This window comes from Pseudomonas sp. TUM22785 (genome assembly GCF_028198105.1).
In the GTDB taxonomy this organism is placed as follows: Bacteria; Pseudomonadota; Gammaproteobacteria; order Pseudomonadales; family Pseudomonadaceae; genus Metapseudomonas; species Metapseudomonas solani.
In genome coordinates, this window is record NZ_CP116239.1 from 3,865,165 (window position 1) to 3,886,022 (window position 20,858).

The window sequence follows — 20,858 nt, forward strand, 5'->3', positions numbered from 1 at the left end:
TCAGTTTCCTTCGAGGCGCTCCAGCAGGTTCTGCAGCTCTGCTTCCGCTGCCTTCAACGAGGCCTCCATGGCGATCTCCCAGGGGCGGCGCAAGGGCTCCAGGTCACGCTCGCTGTCGACCTTCAGGCACCACTGGAAGTGGTCGTGCCAATCCCCCAGCGCGCCCTGCACCGCCTTGAGGGAGGCGGCGGCCTTGGCCGAAATCGGCGACAGGCTTGGGTAGGCGTCGTGGGCGTAGCGCATGCGCTTGACCAGGATGCGCAAGGCGTGGCGGTCGTAGGTCGGGTCCTGCAACGCCGCCACCAGCGTGTCGCGCTGCTTCTTCAGGCGCTTGCGGATGAAGTCGCGCAACGCCCGCAACTCGCCCGCACGCTGGGCATCACGGAACTGCTCCGGCCAGTCATCGAGGCTGGCCATCAGCGTGCGGAGGGTGGGGCTGTCCTCGACCACGCGGTAGCCCTGCTCCAGGCGCTGGCGACGCAGTTGCGCCAGGTCGGGCAGCCCCTGGCGCTCCAGCTCGATGATCATCACTTCCAGGTCGCGGATCGGCGTGGTCAGCCGCCCCACCTCCGCTGCTGCGGTATCCAGCTCACGCACCGACTCCAGGTTGCGAATGGGCCGCAGCAGACTGCGCAGCCGCCGCAGGCCGATGCGCAGGTCATGCAGGGCTTCACCATCGGTACGGCACAACAGGCGCACGCTGCTGTGGTGAATCCCCAGCTCTATGCGCAACACCTGCTCAACGATCGAATCGACGAAGGACATCGGGCTCTCCAGGGGTGGGAAGGTCAGTGGCCAGGGGCAATTCCGCGCCGAGCATAAAGGTCGGGAGGGAGTGCCAGGAACACGGAATTCGTTAATCCATTTTTCATCCGGCGGATGCAGGCTACGCCGCCCACATGACCGTCATGCCTTCACATGCAGCACCATGGCGCCGAGCAGCACCAGGGTCACGCCGGTCACCTGCACGGGCGACAGCCGTTCCTTGAAGAACAGGTAGCCGAGGATGGCCGCGATCCCGCCGGACAGCGTGCTGATCACCGTGACCACCGACACCGAACCGGCCATGGCGCCGAACGCGAAGGCCGAGAAACCGCCCAGGTTCATCAGGCTGGTGCCCGCCAGCGCGAAGGCATGCCGGGGCGCGGGCGGCTTGAGGCTGCCACCGCGGCTCAGCATCAGTACCAGCAACAGGCTGACGCCCACCAGGTAGCCCAGCCAAAGCATGCCCACCGTGCCCAGGCGCGGCAGGGTGAAGTGCCCCTGCAACCACAGGCTGGTGCCGTACAGCAGCGCCCCGAGCAGTGCATAGGCGATTGAGCGGCGCGGCTCGACATGATGCGGCGTGTCGGACCCACGGGTGATGCTGGAGAGGATCACACCGACTACGCACAGGCCGATGCACGCCAGCTGCAACCCGCTGAGCCGCTCGCCACCCAGCCAGGCAAGCAGGGTGGTGACCACGCCATAGGAGGTAACCACCGGCGCGACGATCGACGCCTTGCCGATGGAGAAGGCCTTCGACAGCGCCAGCGCGCCGCACAGGGTGAAGCAGGCCGCCAGCACGCCCATGCCCCAATCCCCCGGCGCGGCGCCGGTCAGCTTGAGCAGGAAGGCGGGAAACACCACGAGCAGCAGGCTCATCAGCAGCAGCCCCAGGGTCTGGCTGAAGAACACCGCGCGCTGCACGCCGACGGCCCGGGCATTCAACCCGACCATGAAATCCGTTCCACCCCAAAGCAGGGCCGCAAGTAACCCCATGAGCACATCCATGCCCAGCCTCCGCTACCGTGCGCGTCGAGAAAAAGACTCCGACTATGCAACGGTGAACGGACGGCCAGCCAGTATCAGTTCGGGTGTTTCTGTCCATAGCAGTTTGCGCTGGCGGCCAGGGCGAGATAGCGCGTCACGGCTTCGCCTCCTGCACGGCATCCGGCCCCAGCACCGGCTCGATGCCCCACTCCCCCTGTTCGTGCCAATCCTCGCCGAAGGTCTCCACCGGGTGCATGGTGCGGTCCGCGCCATTGCCGCAGGCCAGGTCGCTCGCCGCGCAATAGCGGTCGCAGCCCCAGCAGATGCGCTCGGGATGCTTGGGGTTGAGGGGAAAGGGCTTGGCCATGTGGACGCTCGGGCTTCGGCTACGGGTTGCCCCAACGTTACCGCGCCCATCCGCGTGCGCCTTGACCGCGATCAAGCCTGTACCGTGCGGTTTCAACCGCGAAAAATATCCAGCGGCCGCCTAGAGCCTGTGCAGCAAGGCTTCCAACTGGCTGCGCTCCCACTGGCTCAACAGCTGAGTGGGGTCGGTGCCGAACCGCGCCCAGGCCTCGGGCGCGCCCTGCCGGCCGTCCGCCGAGGTGCAGGCGCTGCAGTGATCGAGGTGGCCGAATTCGTTGTACAGCGTCAGCCGCCAGCCATCGACCGCGAGCTCGACGTCGCCGCGATGGTCCCGGCTCCAGCCCTGCTCCGTGCCACGGCGCATAAGGCGCACGCCCAGGGCGATGTCCTTGAGCAGTTGGTAGACCTCGCGTGCACTGAGGGAGCCATCGGGTTTCATGGGGTTCTATCGTTTGAAGTGTTATTGAACGGTGCCGAGAGCGGAGCTTATCGCTGGCAAGTGATGGAGTGCGAGGTATCGCGGTAGCCAATAGCCAATCAATCCACCCCGGCATCCCACGCGCCTAACAAGAACAACGCCATGGCCTCTATGTGTTCGTTGCCTGTTCAATTTTGAATAGCCAGGCCGACGTTATCGCTCTTTCACCCGCAACAAAAAGCCCGCCGAAGCGGGCTGTTTGCAACTGGGCAGAAGCGCTTACTGCAGCCAGCTTTCCACGGTTTCAGCACCGTGTTCGGCTTTCCAGGCTTTCAATACGCCGTGGTTGCCGCCCTTGGTTTCGACGCGCTCGTTGGTCTTCGGGTTGATATAGACCTTCACCGCGCGCTCGCGGCGCTGACCGCCGGCTTTAGCGGCAACGGGGCTGCGCGAAACGCTCGGGTCGAGGATGGCGATCACATTGCGCAGCGAGAAGTTGTACTCGCCCAGCAGCGAACGCAGCTTCTGTTCGAATTCGATTTCACGCTTGAGTTCTTTATCGTTCTTGAGTGCATCGAGTTGAGCCAGTTGTTCGGCCAGCTTGGCTTCGAGAGCCTTGAATTCTGCAAGTTTGGACATGGAAAACCTTCGGGTGGGTTGTTTCAGTGATTCTGACAGGCAAGCGCACGCAGAGTTTACTGGATCCCAGAGTTTTATCGCTGTTATTTACACTCGCCGCGCCTCTTTTCTCATTGTCTTAGTTGGCGTTACTCCCGCCCGGCCTTTGATCGGGCCCTGATCATTAGGTGATCGGGCAGGCACCGCCATGGAACGATGGAAGCACATTGAATGACCGATGAGCAGGCGCGTCCAATACCCGCAGAACGCCCGTACCGGCGCTCCCGCAGGCTTTACAAACCCTGAAAAGGAACTAGTTTTCAGTGCCTCGCAGCTCTGCTTTATTCTTTGCGCGGACGCAGCTGATTCACGCTATTCATGAAGGAGAAAGAGCAATGGCGACATTCGAACCCGGCCACCTGCATATCGAGCGTCATGCGCTGAACGAGCACGACTTCAGTTACAACCTGTGCATCGACTACGAGGTCACCACGGACCCCAAGGAAGGCAAGGGCATGCTCTTCACCGTCCATGGCAGCATCTTCGACAAGGAACTGAAGGAGTCCTTCTTCCTGCCCAAGGACCTGGCCTATAACTTCGCCAGCAACATCACCAAGATCGCCGAAAAATACGGCATTCCCAAAGCCATGAGCAGCATTGGCTCGATGCACAAACACTACGATGCGATGTTCGAAGATGTGCGCGCGCAGCTGGACATGAAGTCCGGCGACCCGGTAAACCCCGAGCACCTGGAATAACCCCGCCTCCCTTCGCCGTGCCCTTGCCTCGCTGCAAGGGCCCGCGCCCCTGCCGCCAGCCCCTCAGGTTCCGGAACCCACGCCGCCGCCGGCATTGAACAGGTGTTCGAAGCCCTGCAGCGTGCTGTCGACGAAGCGTGCGTCGGTGGTGCCGGCCGGGAACTGCAACACGCCGTGGATCACCAGCGACGCCAGGCCATGGGTGTAGGACCAGCCCGCCAGCGCGGCGCGGCGGACCTCGGCGCTGTCCATGCCCTGGCCGAGGATCTCGGCGATGATCCGCCGCAGCTCGCCAAAGGCCCGGTCCCGCGCCTCGATGTAGTCGAGGGGCATCTCGCCGCTGGCCAGCTCCGGGCCGAACATCAACTGGTACAGCGCCGGGTTGGCCCGGGCGAAACTGAAGTAGGCCAGGCTGGCGTCACGCAGTTTCTGCAGGCCGGTGCTGCCGCCATCCTCGATACGCAGCACGGCGCCCAACTCGCGAAAGCCCTGGGCCGCCAACTGGCCCACCAGCTCGGCGCGGTTGGCGTAGTGGTGGTAGGCGGCCGTCGAACTCACCCCTACCCGCTCCGACACCGCCCGCAGCGACAGCTTGCTGGGGCCCACTTCCTCCAGCATCTCTCGCGCGGCATCGAGCAGTTGCGGGGCGAGATTGCCGACGTGGTAGGTGTCGCGGGCGCGTTGGGGTGTCTTGCTCATGGGCGGCGGGGCCTTGATTTCGTGGGCGGCGGGGCGTCGCGATCTTAGCACTCGGAAAAATCTTGACGCTGCAAAGATCAAATCTTAGCATCGCCAAGATTATCCGCCCCCGAGGTGTTTCCATGGCCCCAACCTATGAGTGTTTCGCCGTCAGCGTCGACAACGGCGTCGCCCACCTGCAGCTCAATCGCCCCGACAAGGCCAACAGCCTGACGCGCGCTTTCTGGAGCGAACTGCCCGCCGCCGTCGACCAGTTGAGCCGCTCGGGCACGGTACGGGCGCTGGTCATCTCCGCCCAGGGCAAGGTGTTCTGCGGCGGGTTGGACCTGCAGATGTTCTCAGCCGCCAAGGAATTCCACGCCAGCAACCCGCAGGAACGCGAGGTACTGCAGGTGAACCTGGAACGCATGCAGGGCGCGCTCAATGCCCTGGAGCAGGCACGCTTCCCGGTGATCGCTGCCGTCCAGGGCGCCTGTATCGGTGGCGGCTTCGACCTGATCGCCGCTTGCGATCTGTGCTTCGCCACCGAGGCGGCGAAGTTCCGCATCGAGGAAACCAACATCGGCATGATGGCCGACCTCGGCATCCTGCAGCGCCTGCCCCGCCTCATCCCGGCCGGCGTGGCCCGCTACCTGGCGCTGACCGGAGACACCCTCGACGCCGCCGAAGCCCACCGCCTGGGGCTGCTGGCCAAGGTCTTCGCCACCCCGGAAGCCCTGCTCGAAGGCGCCTTCGCCGCCGCCCGCCGCATCGCCGAGCGCCCGCCGGTGGCCATCAACGGCATCAAGCGCTCGATGCTCTACAGCCGCGACCACGGCGTCTACGAGTCCCTCCAGCACACCGTGCTGCTGCAGAGCGCCATCCTCAGTGGCCAGGACATCCTCCGCGCCGTTGGCGCACGGGCGACCGGCACCCCGGCGCAGTTCGACGACCTGCATGCATTGCAGGACCGCTTCTAAAAAGCGTCTGCGCTCGACGACTTTTCGTGCAAACCCTAGGCCCGCTTTTTTTGACCAAATCTTATCGTTGATAAGTTCGAGGTGAGCGATGACCCATTACGACGCCGTGGTGATCGGCGCCGGCAACGCCGGGCTGACCGCCGCAACCGCGCTGCAGCGCGGCGGTGCCCGCACCCTGCTGCTGGAGCGCCACAACATTCCCGGGGGGTGCGCCACCTCCTTCGTGCGCGGTGACTTCGAGTTCGAGGTGGCACTGCACCAGCTCAGCGGCCTGGGCACCGAGGACAAGCCCTTCGTGATGCGCAAGTTCTTCGACAAGCTCGGCGTGCTGGACAAGGTCGAGTTCATCCAGGAGCACGCTCTGTACCGCCTGGCCGTGCCCGGCGAACTGGACGTCACCCTGCCGGCCAGCTGGTCGGGCATCCGCCGCCTGCTGCAGGGCATGTACCCGGCGGAGAGCGAGGCCATCGAGCGCTTCATGCTGGTCTGCGAGAAGGTCACCCTGGAAAGCTTCATGACCCTGCCCCAGGCCAGCCGCGCCAACAGCGAGGCCATGCTCGAATCGCTCTGCCCCTACTACGTGAAGTACGGCTTCCGCCCCGCGCGGGAGGTGCTGGACGAGTTCTTCACCGACGCCAAGCTGAAGAACATCCTCGCCACCTACTGGCTCTACCTGGGCGTGCCGCCGACCATGCTGCCCTTCGCCGACCTGGCGACCATGCTCTACGCCTACGCGGTGTTCAAACCCTGGCACATCAAGGGCGGCTCACAGGCCATGTCCAGCGCCCTGGTGGAATCCTTCCTCGAAGCCGGTGGCGAGGTGCGCTTCAACTGCGGCGTGGAGCGCATCCACACCCAGGGCGGGCGCATCAGCGGCGTAAGCCTGGAAGGCGGCGAGCGGGTCGCCTGCAAGGCGGTGGTGTCCAACGCCAGCCCGCTGATCACCTTCAACGAACTGCTCGACCTCGAACGCCCGCCGCTGAAGGTCCAGCAGGACTTCAAATCCCGGCGCATGGGCACCTCGGCCTTCGTCATCTACCTCGGGCTGGATTGCACTCCCGAGGAACTCGGCGTCACCACCGCCTCCAGCTTCATCTACGAAACCCTCGACGAGGAGCAGATCCACGCGCGCATGGGCAGCCTGGAGCCACCGCTCGGCGGCATGCTCACCTGCTACAACCTCGAAGACCCCAGCGCCGCGCCGGCGGGCAAGAGCCAGGTGGTGCTGGTCTGCCTGCAATACGGCGAGGTGTGGAAGGCCGTGCCACCCGAGCGCTACGCGCAGACCAAGTACACATTCGCCGAGAAGCTCATCGCGGTGATCGAGAAGGTCTACCCCAAGGTCCGCCAGTACATCGAAGAGGTGGAAGTGGCCACGCCACTGACCATGATGCGCTACCTCAACACCCCCGGCGGCGCCATCTACGGCTTCCAGCAAAGCGCCCAGGACTCGGCCCTGCTGCGCGAACGCCTGGATGCCGTGCCCGGGCTCTACATGGCGGGTTCCTGGACCTCCATGGGCGGCTTCCAGCCCACCTACATGGCGGGCGAATCCACGGCCAGGGCCGTGCTCAAGCAGTTGAAGACCACGGAGGTGGAGCATGTCTGACCGCAACCCGATGAACCGCATCGCCGGCTACGCCGAAGCCCTCGCCGCCAAGCAGGCCCTGGAACTGAGCGGCAGCGACTTCGAGGAAGTGCGCGGCGAAGTGGGCAGCACCGTGGTGCAGCTGCACCCCAAGCGCCTGTCGCTGGAAGTGGTCGAGATCATCGACGACACGCCCAGCACCAAGACCCTGCGGCTGAAGGCGAGCGACCGCAAGCCGCTGCCGCCCTTCCAGGCGGGCCAGTACATCAACCTCTTCGTCGAGATCGACGGTGTGCTCACCGCCCGCCCCTACGCGATGTCCTCCCCGCCCGGCGAGCGTGGCCACTATGACCTCACGGTAAAGCGCGCCAAGGGCGGCTTCGTCTCCAGCTACCTGCTCGACCACGTGAGCGTGGGGCAGCACCTGACCAGCTCCGGGCCCATGGGCACCTTCCACCACAACCCGCTTTTCCACGGTGACGACCTGGTGTTCCTCGCCGGCGGTTCGGGCGTGGCCCCGGCGCGCAGCATCCTGCTGGACCTGCTCGGGCGCGACCTGCCGCAGCGCTTCCACCTGGTCTACGTGAACAGCCATGTGGACGACGTGATCTTCGAACACCAGCTGCGCGAGCTGGCCGCGCACCATGAAAACGTCCGCCTCACCGAGGTGATCTCGCGGCCGCCCGCCAGCTATCAGGGGCTCGCCGGCCGCCTGACCCGCGAGCTGCTGCAGGCGCAACTGGGCGCTGTCGACGGCAAGATGTTCTACATCTGCGGCCCCACCCCTTTCAACGAAAGCTGCGTCGCGCTGCTCACCGAGCTGGGCGTGCCCCGCCGGCGCATTCGCGTCGAAGCCAACGGCGCGCCCAAGTCCCCGGACCAGCAACCGGGCTGGCCCGCAGGCGTGGCGCTGGAAAACGAGGTGCAGGTCACCGTGCGCGGCCGTGGCAGCTTCCGCAGCCAGGTCGGCGAGCCCCTGCTCAACGCCCTGGAACGCAACGGCTACTTCGCCGAGAACGCCTGCCGCTCCGGCGAATGCAGCCTGTGCCGGGTCAAGCTGCTCTCCGGCCCGGTGTTCAACCCCCAGGAAGCGCACCTGCGCAAATCCGACCGCGACTTCGGCTGGATCTATTCCTGCGTGGCCTTCCCCACCGGCGATATCGAAGTCCTGCTCTAGGCGGGCACCGGCACCACCGCATCACCCATAACAACAACAGGAGACAAGGGATGACCACCGCACGTCGCTGGGAACAGCACTATCCATCGCAGCTGCGGGGCTACCGGCTCGGCGCCGAGGCGCTGTCGGGCAACCTCGCCGATTGCGCCCGTGACGGCGCCGAGCGTCATGGCGACGCACCGGCCTTCACCCAGGTGATGCCCAACGGACTGCATGCCGACCTGTCCTTCGCGGAGGTGGACGCGCTGTCCAGTGCCTTCGCCGCCTACCTGGTGCACGCGTGCGGTTTGCAGCCGGGTGAGGTGGTGGCCCTGCAGCTGCCCAATTGCCTGCATTACCCCGTCGCGGTCCTCGGCGCCTGGAAGGCCGGCCTGGTGGTCACCAACGTCAACCCGCTGTACACGGAGCGCGAGCTCGATGCGCAGCTGACCGACAGCGGCGCCAGGCTGCTGGTGGCCTGCGACCTGTTCGCCAAGCGCGCCCAACAGGTGGTCGCCCGGCACGGCATCGCCCTGGTGCTCGCCAGCCTCAGCGACTTCTTCCCCGAGCCGGTGGCCAGCGCCATCCAGCAGAAGCTCGAAGAACAGGCCGGCGGCGACCTCACGCCCGAGGTGGGCTTCCAGCGCTTCACCCTGGCCCTGGACATCGGCCGGCAAACGGCGCCGCTGGAACCGCTTCACCACGACGTCGCCCTCTACCAGTACACCGGCGGCACCACGGGCCGCAGCAAGGGCGCGGTGCTCACCCACGCCAACCTCAAGGCGGTGCTGCGCATGGCCGAGGACTACCTCAAGGGCTTCGACGCCGAGATCGAGCCGGGCGAGGCCATCGTCACCCTGCCGCCGCTCTACCACATCTTCGCCTTCAACTTTAATTTCCTGCTGTTCTTCGGCCGCGGCGCACGCAACCTGCTGGTGCCCAGCCCACGGCCGCTGAGCAACGCCCAGCCGGCCTTCGAGCGCTTCCCGGTGCGCTGGATGACGGGGGTGGACACCCTCTACGCCGGCCTGCTGGCCGAGCCCTGGTTCCAGGCCAGGCCGCCTGCGCTCAAGCTCGCCGTCTCTGGCGGCACCTCCCTGCGCCCGGTCACCGGCGAGCGCTGGCGTGCCGCCGTGGGGCAGATACTCGAAGGCTACGGCCTCACCGAAAGCAGCTGCTTCGTGGCCTTCAACCCGCCCGGCGCGAAAGAGCGCCCCGGCACCGTCGGCCTGCCCCTGCCGGGCAGCGACGTGCGCATCGCCGACGCCGAGGGCCGGGAACTGGCACCCAGCGCCCCCGGCGAACTGCTGGTGCGCGGGCCACACATCATCGAGCGCTACCTCAACCGCCCGGAGGAGAGCCACGAAGCCTTCGTCGACGGCTGGTTCCGCACCGGCGACATCGCGGTGATGGACGAGGACGGCTACCTCCGCATCGTCGACCGCAAGAAGGACATGGTCCTGGTCAGCGGCTTCAACGTGTACCCCAACGAAGTGGAAGCAGTGATCGCCGAACACCCGGACGTCAGCGAAGTGGCGGTGATCGGTGTGCCCGACGACACCACCGGCGAAGCCCTCTGCGCCTTCGTCGCCCTGCATGAACCGGGGCTCGACGGCGAGGCGATCATCCGTCACTGTCGCGAACGGCTCACCGCCTACAAGGTGCCCAAGCGCATCGAATTCCGCGAACAGCTGCCCAAGTCGCCCATCGGCAAGATCCTCCGGGCACAGCTGCGCACCTGACTCAACCCCGGGCGGGTCCAACCGGCCTGCCCTCCGACCCAAGGACGTTCGATGTCGACCTGGTTAACCGCCCTGCTTCCGCTCGCTGCCACCGGCCTGGGCTTCCATTACCTGCGCACGGCAGCGCGCAAGCCGCAGTTGATCTACCAGCGCAACCCCGACAACGACGCCCTCATCCAGCAGGTGCCGCGCCTCACCCGGCGCTTCTGGGCCACGCCCTGGCTGTTCAACGGTCACCTGCAACTGCTCGGCCTGGGCCTGAAGAAGGTCTTCTCCCCCGCCCTGCGCTACGACCGCGTCGACACCCTGCTCATGGCCGACGGCGGCACCACCGCCCTGCACTGGCTCGGCGCCGACCTGCCGCCGGAGGTGCCCACACTGGTGGTGCTGCACACCATCACCGGCTCGCCCCACAGCATGCGTGGCTTCGTCCGCGACCTGCAGCGGCTCACCGGCTGGCGCGTGGTGTTCTGCCAGCGCCGTGGCCATGGCGACCTGTCGCTGACCAGCCCGCGCTTCAACACCATGGGCGACACCGCCGACCTGCGCGAGCAGCTGCGCCAGATCGGCGAGCGCTACCCGCAGTCCGCGCTCTACGCGGCGGGCATCTCCGCCGGTACCGGGCTGCTGGTGCGCTACCTCGGTGAACAGGGCGACGACACGCCGCTACAGGGCGCCTTCGCCTACTGCCCGGGCTACGACATACGCGTGGCCTTCGCCCGCTCCCGCGCGCCCTACACCCGGCTGATGGCGCGCAAGCTGGTGCGCCAGTTCGTCACCCCCAACCGCCAGGCCCTGGCCCACCTGCCCAGCCTCGCCGCCCTGGAAGGCGCGCAGAGCCTGGACGAGTTCCACCGGCACCTCTACGAATGCGCGGGCTACCCCAGCCAGCAGGCCTTTCTCGATAACTGCAATCCAATCACCGTGATGGACCGCATCACCGTGCCGCTGCTGGTGCTCAACGCCGAGGACGACCCCGTCTGCGTGCTCGGCAATGTGCGCGACCACCAGCAGGCCATGGCGCGCATGCCCCACACACTGCTCGCCGTCACCACGCGCGGCAGCCACTGCGCCTACCTGGCAGGCCTCACCGCGCGCTCCTGGGCCCACCACCTGGCGGCCGACTTCCTCCGTGCGCTGCACGGGCAGACCGGCCGCTAGTTCCAAATCGAATCAATAGCCGACCTTTTATTCTTTCAGGAGATATCAATAGCGCGGAACGATATTGGTATATACCAGGGCGCCGCCCGTTAAATCCGCCCCCACAGGCCCAGTGGGCAATGCGGAGCACGATGGATGATCGCTGTACGGGTGGTGCTGGAATATTTTCATCCCTGGCCGAATTCGGCGGGTTTCTATGTGGCACGGGAACGTGGCTGGTACCGCGACGCCGGGCTCGATGTGCAGTTGCAGGTACCGGACCCCTATCGCGGCGACACCCTCGAACACCTGCTGCAAGGCGCCGCCGATGTCGGCGTGTTCCCCAGCAACCGCCTGCTGGTGCGGCGCGCCCTCGGCCAGCCGCTGCTGGGCGTGGCGGCCATCAACCATGCCGGCCTGGAATCCATCCAGACCCTGACCGACTTCGGCATCCAGCGCCCCCGTGACCTGGCCGGCAAGCGCCTGGCGCTCAACCCCACCCCGCGCGGCCTGGCCATGGTGCGCCACCTGGTGGCCGCCGACGGTGGCGACCCGGACGCGGTGATCATCGTCGACAGCCAGGTGCGCGAACTGCGCCCCGAGCAGCTGGCCGCCGGTATCGCCGACGCCAGCTTCGGCGGCTACTGGGCCTGGGAAGCGCTGATGGACAGCCCCATCCCCGCCGAGCGTCGCGTGGTCTGGCCGGTGGACGCGATCGGCGCGCCGCGCTACCACAGCTACCTGCTCGGCGGCCGCCAGGACTGGTTCGAGCACCACCCCGACAGCGCCCGCGCTTTCCTCGCCGCCACCGAGCGCGGCTTCCGTGCCGTGGCGGCCGACCCGCAAAGCGCCCTGCCCGCCTACGAGGCGGCCATCCCCTACTTCCCCACCGAGCTGCTCAGTCAGTCCCTGGAGCGCATCGCCCCCACCTGGCTGCACGCCGGCCGCTGGGGCCAGCAGCGGGAAGAACTGCTCGCCCCCTACGCCCACTGGCTGCGCAGCCACGGTGTGCTCGCCGACGCGGATGCCTGGCGCGGCGCCACCAGCAACCAGTACCTGACGGAGCAACGGCCGTGACCCAGCCGATACGCATCGCCCACGGCATGGGCGCGCAGCCGGTGGAGGCCGACTGGCCGGCCCTGCAGCAACGGGATGTGGAGCAGGTGCTGCAACGCTTCCCGCAGCTGGGCGCCGTGCAGCAGCTCGGCTGGCACAGCCCCCGGCCCTTCTCGGCCGCAGCCCAGGTGCACACCGATCGCGGCGAGGTTTTCGTCAAGCGCCACCACCGCAGCGTGCGCGAACCAGCCTGGCTGGAGGAGGAACACCGCTTCGTGCGCTACCTGAAGGACCGTGGCGTACCGGTCACCCCGGCCCTGCGTGACCGCGACGGGCACAGCGCGCTGGCCCTGGGCGAATGGACCTACGAGGTGCTGCCCCGCGCCGCCGGTGACGACCTCTACCGCGAGGCCCTGTCCTGGACGCCCTTCCTCGACCGCCACCACGCCCATTCGGCAGGTGACGCCCTGGCCCGGCTGCACCGCGCCGCAGAAGGCTTCTACGCCGCCCCCCGGCAGGCACCGGTGCTGGTGGCCAACCTGCGCTTGTTCAGCCAGCCCGACCCGCTGCGGGCCATCGAGCAGGCCCTGCTCGGGCAACCGGCCCTGGCCCGCTACCTGGCCGGGCACGACTGGCGCCATGCTCTCCGCGAACTGCACCTGCCCTTCCACCGCCAACTGCTGCCGCTGCTGGCCGCACAACCGGCGCTCTGGACCCACAACGACTGGCACGCCTCCAACCTGCTGTGGCGCGGGCAAGGTGGCTCGGCGGAGGTTGAGAGCGTCCTTGATTTCGGCCTGAGCGACCGGACCTTCGCCCTGTTCGACCTGGCAACGGCATTGGAGCGCAATTGCATTCCCTGGCTGGAACTGGATGATGGCGGCCGTGCAACGGCCGATCTCGATGCGGTCGACGCACTGCTGGCGGGCTACGCCAGCCAGCGCCCCCTCGGCCGCCACGACCTGCTCACGCTCAAGGCCCTGCTGCCCCTGGTGCACGCCGACTTCGCCCTCAACGAAGTCGACTACTTCGAGGGCATCGTCGGCTCGCGGGCCAGCGCAGACATCGCCTACCACGCGTTCCTGATCGGCCACGCCCGCTGGTTCGGCGACAGCGAGGGCGCCCGCCTGCTCGACCACCTCGAGCGGCTCGCCCGCACCCATAACAACTAGGAAGACCGCCATGCCCCCGCTTCACGCTGCCACCCTCGTCTCGCCCCAGGCCCTGCACCAGGCCCTGCAGGCGCCCGGCCTGCTGCTGCTCGATGCCAGCGTGGAACTGGCCGCCGCGCAGTTCGACGGCGACTACCGGGTGGCCAGCGGGCACGCGGCCTGGCAGGCGGAGCACATCCCCGGCGCCCGCCACGCCGACCTGCTGCATGACCTGGCGGACCCGACTGCCGGCTTCAGCTTCGCCCTGCCGACGCCCTCGGCCCTGCAGGCGCCCCTGGCACGCCTGGGCCTCGGCGCCGCCCGGGAGATCGTGCTCTACGACCGCCACGACGGCTTCTGGGCCGCGCGCCTGTGGTGGATGCTGCGCAGCCTCGGCATCGCCGCCCGTGTGCTGGATGGTGGCCTCAAGGCCTGGCGGCACGCCGGCCTGCCCATCGCCTCGGGTGACCAACCCGCCGCCGTCGACACCACGCCCCTGGCACCGCTGCAGGCCCGAGCGGGCTTCTGGGCCAACCGGCAGGAGGTGCTCGCCGTGGTCGAGGGCCGCGCCCCCGGCACCCTGGTCTGCGCCCTCTCCGCCGGCCTGTTCGACGGCAGCGCGGTGACCCGCTACGCCCGTCGCGGGCGCATTCCCGGCAGCCTCAACAGCCCGGCCCGCAGCCTCTTCGACGAGCAGGGCCGCTACCTGCCGCCCGCCGAACTGGCCCAGGCGCTGGGCGCCCCGCTGCTCGATGGCGGGCAGCCGCTGATCCTCTATTGCGGCGGCGGTATTTCCGCCGCCGCCACCGCCCTGGCGCTGACCCTGCTGGGCCGCCAACAGGTCTCGATCTACGACGGCTCGCTGCAGGAATGGGCAGCCGATCCAGCCTTGCCAATGTCCACCGGAGCAGCTCCGGCCTGAGATTCAACCGCCTTCTTTCGTCTTTCAGCAGTAGGCACGCCAGCGCCGCCCGCCGGGCCCTCCCGTCGCGCGGTTCACTCAGCAGCCGGCGTCCATCAAGGAGTTCGTTCATGGTCCCTTCCCTGTTCCTGCAGCACCGCCACGGCTTCGCACTGGCGCTCCTGGCCCTGTCACTGAGCCCGTCCCTGGCCCGGGCCGCCGACACCGTCACCCTGGATGCCGTCACCGTGCACGGCGACGAGGGCGACGGCTACCAGGCGAAAAGCGCCTCGGTAAGCGGCTTCGACGACGCCCCGCTGCTGGATACCCCCGCCTCCGTCTCGGTGTTCACCGAACAACTGATCAAGGACCGCCAGGCCAAGCTGCTCAGCGAAGTGCTGCGCAACGACGCCTCGGTCGGCGACAGCTACGCGCCCATCGGCTACTACGAAAACTTTGTCATCCGCGGCTTCTCCCTCAACGCCGCCAGCAGCTACAAGATCAACGGCCGCACCATCACCGGCGAGCAGAACGTCGCCCTGGAGAACAAGCAGCGCGTGGAGGTGCTCAAGGGCCTTTCCGGCCTGCAGAGCGGCGTGTCCGAGCCCGGCGGGCTGGTCAACTACGTCACCAAGCGCCCGGAAGACGTGCGCTCGGTGACCCTGGCCACCAACGAGGAAGGCGAGCGCTACATCGCCACCGACGTCGGCGCCTGGCTCGACGCCGAGCAGCGCTTCGGCCTGCGCGCCAACCTCGCCCACGAGGACATCCGCTCCTACGTCGACAACTCCGACGGCACCCGCGACTTCGTCTCCCTGGCCGCCGACTGGAACATCAGCGACGCCGCCCTGCTGCAGCTGGACGCCGAATACCAGACCCGCGAACAACGCTCGGTGCCCGGCTACCAGCTGCTCGGCGGCAACGGGGTGCCCAGCGGCATCGACCCCAAGGACCGCCTCGCCGACCAGAGCTGGTCCAAGCCCGTGGGCATCGACTCGCTCAACCTCACCGGGCGCTTCGAGTACCGCTTCGACGACGTCTGGACCGGCAGCCTCAGCGCCGCCCGCAGCCGCGTGGTGATCGACGACTACAGCTCCTTCGCCTGGGGCTGCTACGGCTCCGCCAGCTGCGCCAGTTCCGCCGTGCCCAACTACTTCAGCCCGGAAGGCGACTACGACGTCTACGACTTCCGCAACCCCGGCGACACCCGCCGTAACGACGAGCTGCAGGCGGCCCTCGCCGGCCGCTTCGACAGCGGCCCGTTCAGCCACGAGCTGACCGTCGGCACCAGCGCCTTCCGCCGTCTGCTGGACCGCCGCAAGTCCACCAACGAATGGGTCGGCACCGGCAACATCCATCAGCCCACGCCCGCCTTCGCCCCCACCGACGTGCCCCTCGGCCACACCTACCGCCGCCTGGACAGCCGCCAGTACGGCCTGTTCGCCACCGACCGCGTGAGCTACGGCGAACACTGGCAGGCGGTGATCGGCGGGCGCCAGGTGCGCTTGGATGAAGAAGCCTTCGACAAGAACGGCGACACCACCCGCCACACCGAGCGCTGGGAGTTCCTGCCCAACGCCGCGCTGATCTACAAGCCGCGCGCGGACATCTCCCTCTACGGCAGCTACAGCAAGGGCCTGTCCCTTGGCGGCGAAGCGCCCTGGTTCACCACCAACGCCGACGAAATCCTCGCGCCCACCACCTCGCGCCAGCTGGAGCTGGGCATCAAGCGTGACTGGCAGCGCCTCAGCCTCACCGCCGCACTGTTCCAGATCACCAAGGCCTACCAGTATTCGCGCCCCAACGGCGACCAGACCTTCACCTACGTGCAGCAGGGCGAGCAGAAGAACATCGGCCTGGAGCTTTCCGCCACCGGCTGGGTCACCGACCGCCTGCAGGTCTCGGCCAGCGCCGCGGCCATCCGCGCCCGGGTCGAAGGCACCGCCACCGCCGCCTACGAAGGCCACCAGGCGATCAACGTGCCCACCCTGCGCGCCAGCCTGCATGGCGACTACGCCATCCTCGGCGTGCCCGGCCTGGCCCTGCTCGGCGGCGTGCAATACAGCGGCAGCAAATACGCCAGCCAGGCCGGCAACGTGAAGGTGGACGACTACGCCGTGTTCGATATCGGCGGGCGCTACAGCCTGGCGATCGAGGGCTACGAAACCGTGCTGCGCCTGACCGTCGACAACCTCTTCGACACGCGTTACTGGCGCGATGCCGGCGAGTACATGGGCGACGGCTACCTGTTCCAGGGCGCCCCGCGCACCGCACGGCTGTCCGCCACCGTCAACTTCTGAGGAGCCCGCCATGCGCATTCCCGCCCTGCCCTGCATCGCCCTGCTCGCCGCCCTGCTGGGCGGCTGCCAGCAGCACCCGCCGGCCAACGACCAGCTGGACGCCGTGCTCTGGACCCAGACCTCCATCGAGCACGACCTGCTGTTCCGCCAGGTGTACGCCAACGCCACCCGCCAGTTGGACAAGGCTTTGGCCGACCCCGCCTGGGACGCCCTCGCCGAAACGCCGCGCAACCTCCAGGGGCTGCCACCGGCGCTGATCGTCGACATCGACGAGACCCTGCTCGACAACGTGCCGCTGAACGCCCGCGCCATCCTCGCCGACGCCCCCTACGACTACGCCCAGTGGTACCAGTGGGTGGACCGTGCCGAAGCCCCGGCCCTGCCCGGTGCCGTGGCCTTCATGCAGGCGGCGGCCCAGCGCGGCATCACCCCCTACTACCTGACCAACCGCGAGCCCGGGCAGGAGCAGGCCACCCTGGCCAACCTCCGGCGCGCCGGCTTCCCCATCGACAACACCGCGCACATCCTCACCGCCGGCACCGCCATCGGCGGCTGCGCCGACGCGGGTTCGGACAAGACCTGCCGGCGCAACTGGGTCGGCAGCCAGGCCCGCGTACTGATGCTGGTGGGCGACAGCTTCGGCGACTTCATCAGCGCCAAGGGCAGCCAGGCCGAGCAACAGCAAGCCGCCGCGCCCTACCTCGGCTGGCTCGGCGAGCGCTGGTTCCTGCTGCCCAACCCCACCTACGGCCATTGGTACAGCGCCCCCTACCAGGGCCGCGAAGACCTGCCGGACGCTCAGAAGCGCGCCCTCAAGCACCAGGCGCTGAAACCGCAGTACTGAACCCGCCGAGGCCATCGCCATGTCAACGCTGGAAATCGTCGCCGTGCTCATCAACATCCTCGGCGTCTGGCTCACCGCCCAACGCATCCGCTGGTGCTGGCCGGTGAGCGTCGTCGCGGTGCTGCTCTACGCCTGGATCTTCTTCGGCGTGAAGCTCTACTCCGACATGCTCCTGCAACTGATCTTCGCCCTGCTGCAGGGCTACGGCTGGTGGCGCTGGAGCAGCGGCCAGAGCGTGGCCGGCAAGGTCCGCGTGGAGCGCCTGCCGCCGCGTGTGGCCCTGGTCAGCCTGCTGGCCGGCCTGCTCGGCGCGGTGCTGCTGGGCAGCCTGATGCACCACTTCACCGACGCGGCGGTGCCCTGGGTCGACGCCCTGCTCACCGCCTTCAGCCTGGTGGCCAGCTTCTGGGCCGCGCGCAAGTACCTGGCCAGCTGGGGCCTGTGGATCGTGCTGGATATCGCCTACGTCGGTCTGTTCCTCTACAAGGACCTGCAACTCACTGCGGCGCTCTATGCCGGTTTCGTGATCCTCGCCGCCTACGGACTGCACGCCTGGCGCAAGGACCTGGACGCCCAGGACCGCGCCCTGCCCCAGGGCGCCGGGGCCACCTCGTGAACCTCAACCCGGCGCGCCCTTCGTTCGTCAGCGAGTCCCTGCCCCCGGGCGCCTGGCGCGCCTCGCTGCCGCACTACCTGCGCATCCGCGACCAGCTGGTGGCCGACCTCGCCGCCGGCCTTCTCCCCGGCGACAGCAAGCTGCCGGCGGAGCGCGAGCTGGCCGAGCGCTTCGCCTGCACCCGCGTCACCCTGCGCCAGGCCCTGCAGCTGCTGGAGCGCGACGGCCTGATCTACCGGCAGAACCGCCGTGGCTGGTACGTCAGCCCGCCGCGCATTCGCTACGACCCCACCGGCATCATCGGCTTCATGGAGTACGTCGCCCGCCAGGGCCGCGCGCCACGTACCGAATGCCTGCACGCCGAGCGCCGCCCGGCCGGTGCCTGGCTGGCCAAGCGCATGGGCCTGGAGCACCCCGAGGAGCCGGTGTTCGTCCTCCAGCGGCGGCGCTGGGTCGACCAGCGCCCGGTGCTGCTGGAATGCAACGTGGTGCTGGTGGACTGGTGCCCGGAGTTGCTTTCCGCCGACCTCGACACCTCGCTGACCACCCTGCTGCGCGAGCGCTTCGGCCGGGTGCAATCACGCAGCGAACTGCTGATGCATGCCGAAACCATGAACGAGGCCCAGGCCGGCCTGCTGCAGGTATCCCCGGGCTCCAGCAGCTTCTACCTGGAACGGCTCAATTTCGGCGAGCAGGGCCAACCGGTGGAGTTCGACCAGGAGTTCTGGCGCCCGGACGCCCTCGCCGTGGTGCTGGAGACCCACTACCCGGGGGAGCCGGCCCAGCCATGATCCCGCTCGACGCACTGCTGCAGCGCGCCGAAGGCTTGATCTTCGATTGCGACGGCACCCTGGTGGACAGCCTGCCGCTGTATGCCAGCGCCTGGAATGCCGGCTTCGCCGCGTGCGGCAAGGCCATGGACCCGGCCTGGCACGCCGCACGCTGCGGGCTCTCCGAAGCACTGCTGATGGACGCCTTCGAGCACGAACACGGCGTGACGCTGCACCGCGAACAGGTCTCGGCACGGATGCGCCAGCACTACCTGGCCCACCTGGACACGCACCTGCGGGAAATCACCCCGATCACCGCCATCGCCCGCCGCTTCGCCGGACTCAAGCCCATGGCGGTGGCCTCCAGCGGCTCGCGGGCCATCGTCACCCGCTCCCTGGCCGCCCTGGGCCTGGCGCCGCTGTTCGACGCCGTCGTCACCCTCGACGATACCGGCCAGGCCAAGCCCCACCCGGCCATCCACCTGGAGGCGGCCCGACGCCTCGGCCTGCCGCCACAACGCTGCCTGGTATTCGAAGACAGCGCCCAGGGCATCGAGGCCGCCCTGCGCGGCGGCCTGCCGGTGGTGGATGTGCTGCCGTTGATCGGCTCGGGCTACAAAGGATCGACGCACTTCTCAGACGCACCACTCGCCCTCTGAGGCCGCACGAACACCGCGTACCCAATGGCCAGCAACACCAGGAAAGGCGCACCGAACAGCAGCGTCATCCGGAACGCCTCGGTGAAGACGGTCGTAACCAGCACCAGCGCCATCAGCACCAGCCCTATCAGGGTCCCGTAGGGGTAGAGCGGCAGCTTGAACGTCAATGCCTGCTGCTTGCGGGCGTAGTAACGGCGGAAGAACAGGTGGGTCACGAAGATCATCAGCCAGGTGAAGATCGCGCCGAACATCGAGATGGCCATCATCAGGCTGAAGGATTCCTCCGGGTAGAACACGCTGAGCACGGTCGCCACCGCAATCCCCACGCATGACAGCAGCAGCGCATTGAGCGGGATGCCGGTGCGGGTCAGGCGACCCAGGCCGGCCGGCGCCTGGCCGGCGCGAGACAGGCTGAACATCATGCGGGTGGTGATGTACAGCTGGCTGTTCATGGCCGACAGCGCCGCCACCAGGATCACGAAGTTCATCACGCCGGTGGCCCCGGGAATGCCGATGTACTGCATCACCGTGACGAACGGGCTCTGGGTCTTCCCAGCCTCGTCCCAGGGCACGATGGCCAGCATCAGGGCCAGGGTCAGCAGGTAGAAAACCACCAGCCGCACGATGGTCGCGCGGAACGCCTGGCGCACCGCACGCTCCGGGTCTTCGGCTTCGCCAGCGGCCACGGCGATCATCTCCACGCTCAGGTAACTGAAGATCGAGATGATCACCGCCACCCACATGCCGCTGAAGCCGTGGGGCATGAAACCGCCATGGTCGGTGTAGTGGTGGAGGCCGTACTCCCCGCTACTGGAGCCGAACACCAGCCAGACGGCGAGCAGGATGAAGGCCGCGATGGCCGCCAGCTTGATCGCCGAGAACAGGTACTCGACCTGGCCAAAGGTCTTCACGCTGACGGAGTTGAGCGCCACCAGCGCACTGGAGAACGACAGGATCCAGATCCAGGCCGGCACGTCCGGGAACCAGTACTTCATATACAGCGCAATCGCGGTGACCTCGGTGCCCACGGCCAGCACGATGGCCGCCCAGTAGGCATAGCGCACCAGGAAGCCCGCCATCGGGCTGACGTAATACTCGGCGTACGCGCCGAACGAGCCGGACGTGGAATGGGCCACGGTCATCTCCGCCAGGCAGCCCATCAGCAGCAGCGTGATGAAGGCGCCGATGGCGTAGCTGAGCAGCACGCTGGGGCCGGCGTAGCCGATGGCGAATGCGCTGCCCATGAACAGCCCGGTACCGATGGCACCGCCGATGGCGATCATGCTCATCTGCCCAGCACTCAGCTGACGGTGAAGGCCCTGTTCACGTTTGGAGATCGAAGCAAATCCAGATGGTTGAGTCATG

The 20,858-nt window shown here is 67.7% G+C and carries 21 protein-coding genes; 14 read left to right on the plus strand and 7 right to left on the minus strand.

Going from position 1 to position 20,858, the window contains the following annotated elements; translation table 11 throughout:
- The 5 genes from PI990_RS17475 to PI990_RS17495 all read right to left on the minus strand — a co-directional run bounded on the left by PI990_RS17475 (position 1) and on the right by PI990_RS17495 (position 3,175).
- Positions 1-765: a CHAD domain-containing protein gene (locus tag PI990_RS17475; RefSeq protein ID WP_184489867.1), complete on the minus strand. Its 765-nt coding sequence runs from the start codon at positions 763-765 to the stop codon at positions 1-3.
- A 141-nt stretch (positions 766-906) separates the two neighbouring features.
- Positions 907-1,773 (minus strand): DMT family transporter, encoded by an 867-nt coding sequence (locus tag PI990_RS17480; protein WP_271657892.1) that lies wholly within the window; start codon positions 1,771-1,773, stop codon positions 907-909.
- 133 nt (positions 1,774-1,906) lie between these two features.
- Positions 1,907-2,119 carry a DUF3079 domain-containing protein gene (locus tag PI990_RS17485; protein WP_021220251.1) on the minus strand — a complete coding sequence of 71 codons (213 nt, stop codon included), beginning with the start codon at positions 2,117-2,119 and terminating at the stop codon, positions 1,907-1,909.
- Between the two features lie 120 nt (positions 2,120-2,239).
- Entirely contained in the window at positions 2,240-2,557 is a 318-nt protein-coding gene (locus PI990_RS17490; protein ID WP_271657893.1) for a DUF7693 family protein, read from the minus strand.
- A gap of 258 nt (positions 2,558-2,815) precedes the next feature.
- The gene (locus PI990_RS17495; protein WP_021220249.1) at positions 2,816-3,175 is read right to left on the minus strand and encodes a histone-like nucleoid-structuring protein, MvaT/MvaU family; all 360 of its coding nucleotides are present in this window, start codon (positions 3,173-3,175) and stop codon (positions 2,816-2,818) included.
- A 374-nt stretch (positions 3,176-3,549) separates the two neighbouring features.
- Here PI990_RS17495 and PI990_RS17500 point away from each other — a divergent pair, with 374 nt between their 5' ends.
- Positions 3,550-3,912, plus strand: coding sequence for a DUF5064 family protein (locus PI990_RS17500; RefSeq protein WP_184489863.1), 363 nt, complete (start codon positions 3,550-3,552; stop codon positions 3,910-3,912).
- 63 nt (positions 3,913-3,975) lie between these two features.
- On the opposite strand, the gene PI990_RS17505 is transcribed toward PI990_RS17500, so the two are convergent.
- The gene (locus PI990_RS17505; RefSeq protein ID WP_043243951.1) at positions 3,976-4,611 is read right to left on the minus strand and encodes a TetR/AcrR family transcriptional regulator; all 636 of its coding nucleotides are present in this window, start codon (positions 4,609-4,611) and stop codon (positions 3,976-3,978) included.
- 122 nt (positions 4,612-4,733) lie between these two features.
- On the opposite strand from PI990_RS17505, the gene PI990_RS17510 reads away from it, so the two are divergent.
- The 13 genes from PI990_RS17510 (at position 4,734) to PI990_RS17570 (ending at position 19,493) form a co-directional block, all read left to right on the plus strand.
- Positions 4,734-5,570 (plus strand): enoyl-CoA hydratase-related protein, encoded by an 837-nt coding sequence (locus tag PI990_RS17510; RefSeq protein WP_184489862.1) that lies wholly within the window; start codon positions 4,734-4,736, stop codon positions 5,568-5,570.
- An 88-nt stretch (positions 5,571-5,658) separates the two neighbouring features.
- Entirely contained in the window at positions 5,659-7,179 is a 1,521-nt protein-coding gene (locus PI990_RS17515) for a phytoene desaturase family protein (RefSeq protein WP_271657894.1), read from the plus strand.
- On the plus strand, positions 7,172-8,335 hold the full coding sequence (locus PI990_RS17520) for an FAD-binding oxidoreductase (RefSeq protein ID WP_271657895.1): 1,164 nt from the start codon (positions 7,172-7,174) through the stop codon (positions 8,333-8,335). Before PI990_RS17515 ends, PI990_RS17520 begins: the two co-directional genes overlap by 8 nt.
- Positions 8,336-8,385: 50 nt before the next feature.
- Positions 8,386-10,056, plus strand: a complete 1,671-nt coding sequence (locus PI990_RS17525) for an AMP-binding protein (protein WP_271657896.1) — start codon at positions 8,386-8,388, stop codon at positions 10,054-10,056.
- Positions 10,057-10,107: 51 nt separating this feature from the next.
- Positions 10,108-11,217 (plus strand): YheT family hydrolase, encoded by a 1,110-nt coding sequence (locus tag PI990_RS17530; RefSeq protein ID WP_271657897.1) that lies wholly within the window; start codon positions 10,108-10,110, stop codon positions 11,215-11,217.
- Positions 11,218-11,352: 135 nt separating this feature from the next.
- Positions 11,353-12,273 (plus strand): ABC transporter substrate-binding protein, encoded by a 921-nt coding sequence (locus PI990_RS17535; protein WP_271657898.1) that lies wholly within the window; start codon positions 11,353-11,355, stop codon positions 12,271-12,273.
- Positions 12,270-13,424, plus strand: a complete 1,155-nt coding sequence (locus PI990_RS17540) for a phosphotransferase enzyme family protein (RefSeq protein ID WP_271657899.1) — start codon at positions 12,270-12,272, stop codon at positions 13,422-13,424. Before PI990_RS17535 ends, PI990_RS17540 begins: the two co-directional genes overlap by 4 nt.
- 10 nt (positions 13,425-13,434) lie before the next feature.
- The gene (locus tag PI990_RS17545; RefSeq protein ID WP_271657900.1) at positions 13,435-14,325 is read left to right on the plus strand and encodes a sulfurtransferase; all 891 of its coding nucleotides are present in this window, start codon (positions 13,435-13,437) and stop codon (positions 14,323-14,325) included.
- Between the two features lie 110 nt (positions 14,326-14,435).
- On the plus strand, positions 14,436-16,604 hold the full coding sequence (locus PI990_RS17550) for a TonB-dependent siderophore receptor (protein WP_271657901.1): 2,169 nt from the start codon (positions 14,436-14,438) through the stop codon (positions 16,602-16,604).
- Between the two features lie 10 nt (positions 16,605-16,614).
- Positions 16,615-17,448, plus strand: a complete 834-nt coding sequence (locus PI990_RS17555; protein ID WP_271657902.1) for a 5'-nucleotidase, lipoprotein e(P4) family — start codon at positions 16,615-16,617, stop codon at positions 17,446-17,448.
- Positions 17,449-17,467: 19 nt separating this feature from the next.
- Positions 17,468-18,064: a nicotinamide riboside transporter PnuC gene (gene pnuC, locus PI990_RS17560; RefSeq protein ID WP_184489854.1), complete on the plus strand. Its 597-nt coding sequence runs from the start codon at positions 17,468-17,470 to the stop codon at positions 18,062-18,064.
- Between the two features lie 65 nt (positions 18,065-18,129).
- Positions 18,130-18,855, plus strand: coding sequence for a UTRA domain-containing protein (locus PI990_RS17565; RefSeq protein WP_271661315.1), 726 nt, complete (start codon positions 18,130-18,132; stop codon positions 18,853-18,855).
- Positions 18,852-19,493, plus strand: coding sequence for an HAD family hydrolase (locus PI990_RS17570; protein WP_271657903.1), 642 nt, complete (start codon positions 18,852-18,854; stop codon positions 19,491-19,493). Before PI990_RS17565 ends, PI990_RS17570 begins: the two co-directional genes overlap by 4 nt.
- Here the strand turns inward: PI990_RS17570 and PI990_RS17575 are convergent.
- Entirely contained in the window at positions 19,448-20,857 is a 1,410-nt protein-coding gene (locus tag PI990_RS17575) for an amino acid permease (RefSeq protein ID WP_184489853.1), read from the minus strand. The genes PI990_RS17570 and PI990_RS17575 overlap by 46 nt on opposite strands.
- Between the last annotated feature and the right edge of the window lies 1 nt (position 20,858).

Bases quoted from the DNA above. Each gene is read 5' to 3' on its own strand.
- PI990_RS17475 (WP_184489867.1), bottom strand. From the start codon at position 765: ATGTCCTTCGTCGATTCGATCGTTGAGCAGGTGTTGCGCATAGAGCTG.
- PI990_RS17480 (WP_271657892.1), bottom strand. From the start codon at position 1,773: ATGGATGTGCTCATGGGGTTACTTGCGGCCCTGCTTTGGGGTGGAACG.
- PI990_RS17485 (WP_021220251.1), bottom strand. From the start codon at position 2,119: ATGGCCAAGCCCTTTCCCCTCAACCCCAAGCATCCCGAGCGCATCTGC.
- PI990_RS17490 (WP_271657893.1), bottom strand. From the start codon at position 2,557: ATGAAACCCGATGGCTCCCTCAGTGCACGCGAGGTCTACCAACTGCTC.
- PI990_RS17495 (WP_021220249.1), bottom strand. From the start codon at position 3,175: ATGTCCAAACTTGCAGAATTCAAGGCTCTCGAAGCCAAGCTGGCCGAA.
- PI990_RS17500 (WP_184489863.1), top strand. From the start codon at position 3,550: ATGGCGACATTCGAACCCGGCCACCTGCATATCGAGCGTCATGCGCTG.
- PI990_RS17505 (WP_043243951.1), bottom strand. From the start codon at position 4,611: ATGAGCAAGACACCCCAACGCGCCCGCGACACCTACCACGTCGGCAAT.
- PI990_RS17510 (WP_184489862.1), top strand. From the start codon at position 4,734: ATGGCCCCAACCTATGAGTGTTTCGCCGTCAGCGTCGACAACGGCGTC.
- PI990_RS17515 (WP_271657894.1), top strand. From the start codon at position 5,659: ATGACCCATTACGACGCCGTGGTGATCGGCGCCGGCAACGCCGGGCTG.
- PI990_RS17520 (WP_271657895.1), top strand. From the start codon at position 7,172: ATGTCTGACCGCAACCCGATGAACCGCATCGCCGGCTACGCCGAAGCC.
- PI990_RS17525 (WP_271657896.1), top strand. From the start codon at position 8,386: ATGACCACCGCACGTCGCTGGGAACAGCACTATCCATCGCAGCTGCGG.
- PI990_RS17530 (WP_271657897.1), top strand. From the start codon at position 10,108: ATGTCGACCTGGTTAACCGCCCTGCTTCCGCTCGCTGCCACCGGCCTG.
- PI990_RS17535 (WP_271657898.1), top strand. From the start codon at position 11,353: ATGATCGCTGTACGGGTGGTGCTGGAATATTTTCATCCCTGGCCGAAT.
- PI990_RS17545 (WP_271657900.1), top strand. From the start codon at position 13,435: ATGCCCCCGCTTCACGCTGCCACCCTCGTCTCGCCCCAGGCCCTGCAC.
- PI990_RS17550 (WP_271657901.1), top strand. From the start codon at position 14,436: ATGGTCCCTTCCCTGTTCCTGCAGCACCGCCACGGCTTCGCACTGGCG.
- PI990_RS17555 (WP_271657902.1), top strand. From the start codon at position 16,615: ATGCGCATTCCCGCCCTGCCCTGCATCGCCCTGCTCGCCGCCCTGCTG.
- pnuC (WP_184489854.1), top strand. From the start codon at position 17,468: ATGTCAACGCTGGAAATCGTCGCCGTGCTCATCAACATCCTCGGCGTC.
- PI990_RS17570 (WP_271657903.1), top strand. From the start codon at position 18,852: ATGATCCCGCTCGACGCACTGCTGCAGCGCGCCGAAGGCTTGATCTTC.
- PI990_RS17575 (WP_184489853.1), bottom strand. From the start codon at position 20,857: ATGACTCAACCATCTGGATTTGCTTCGATCTCCAAACGTGAACAGGGC.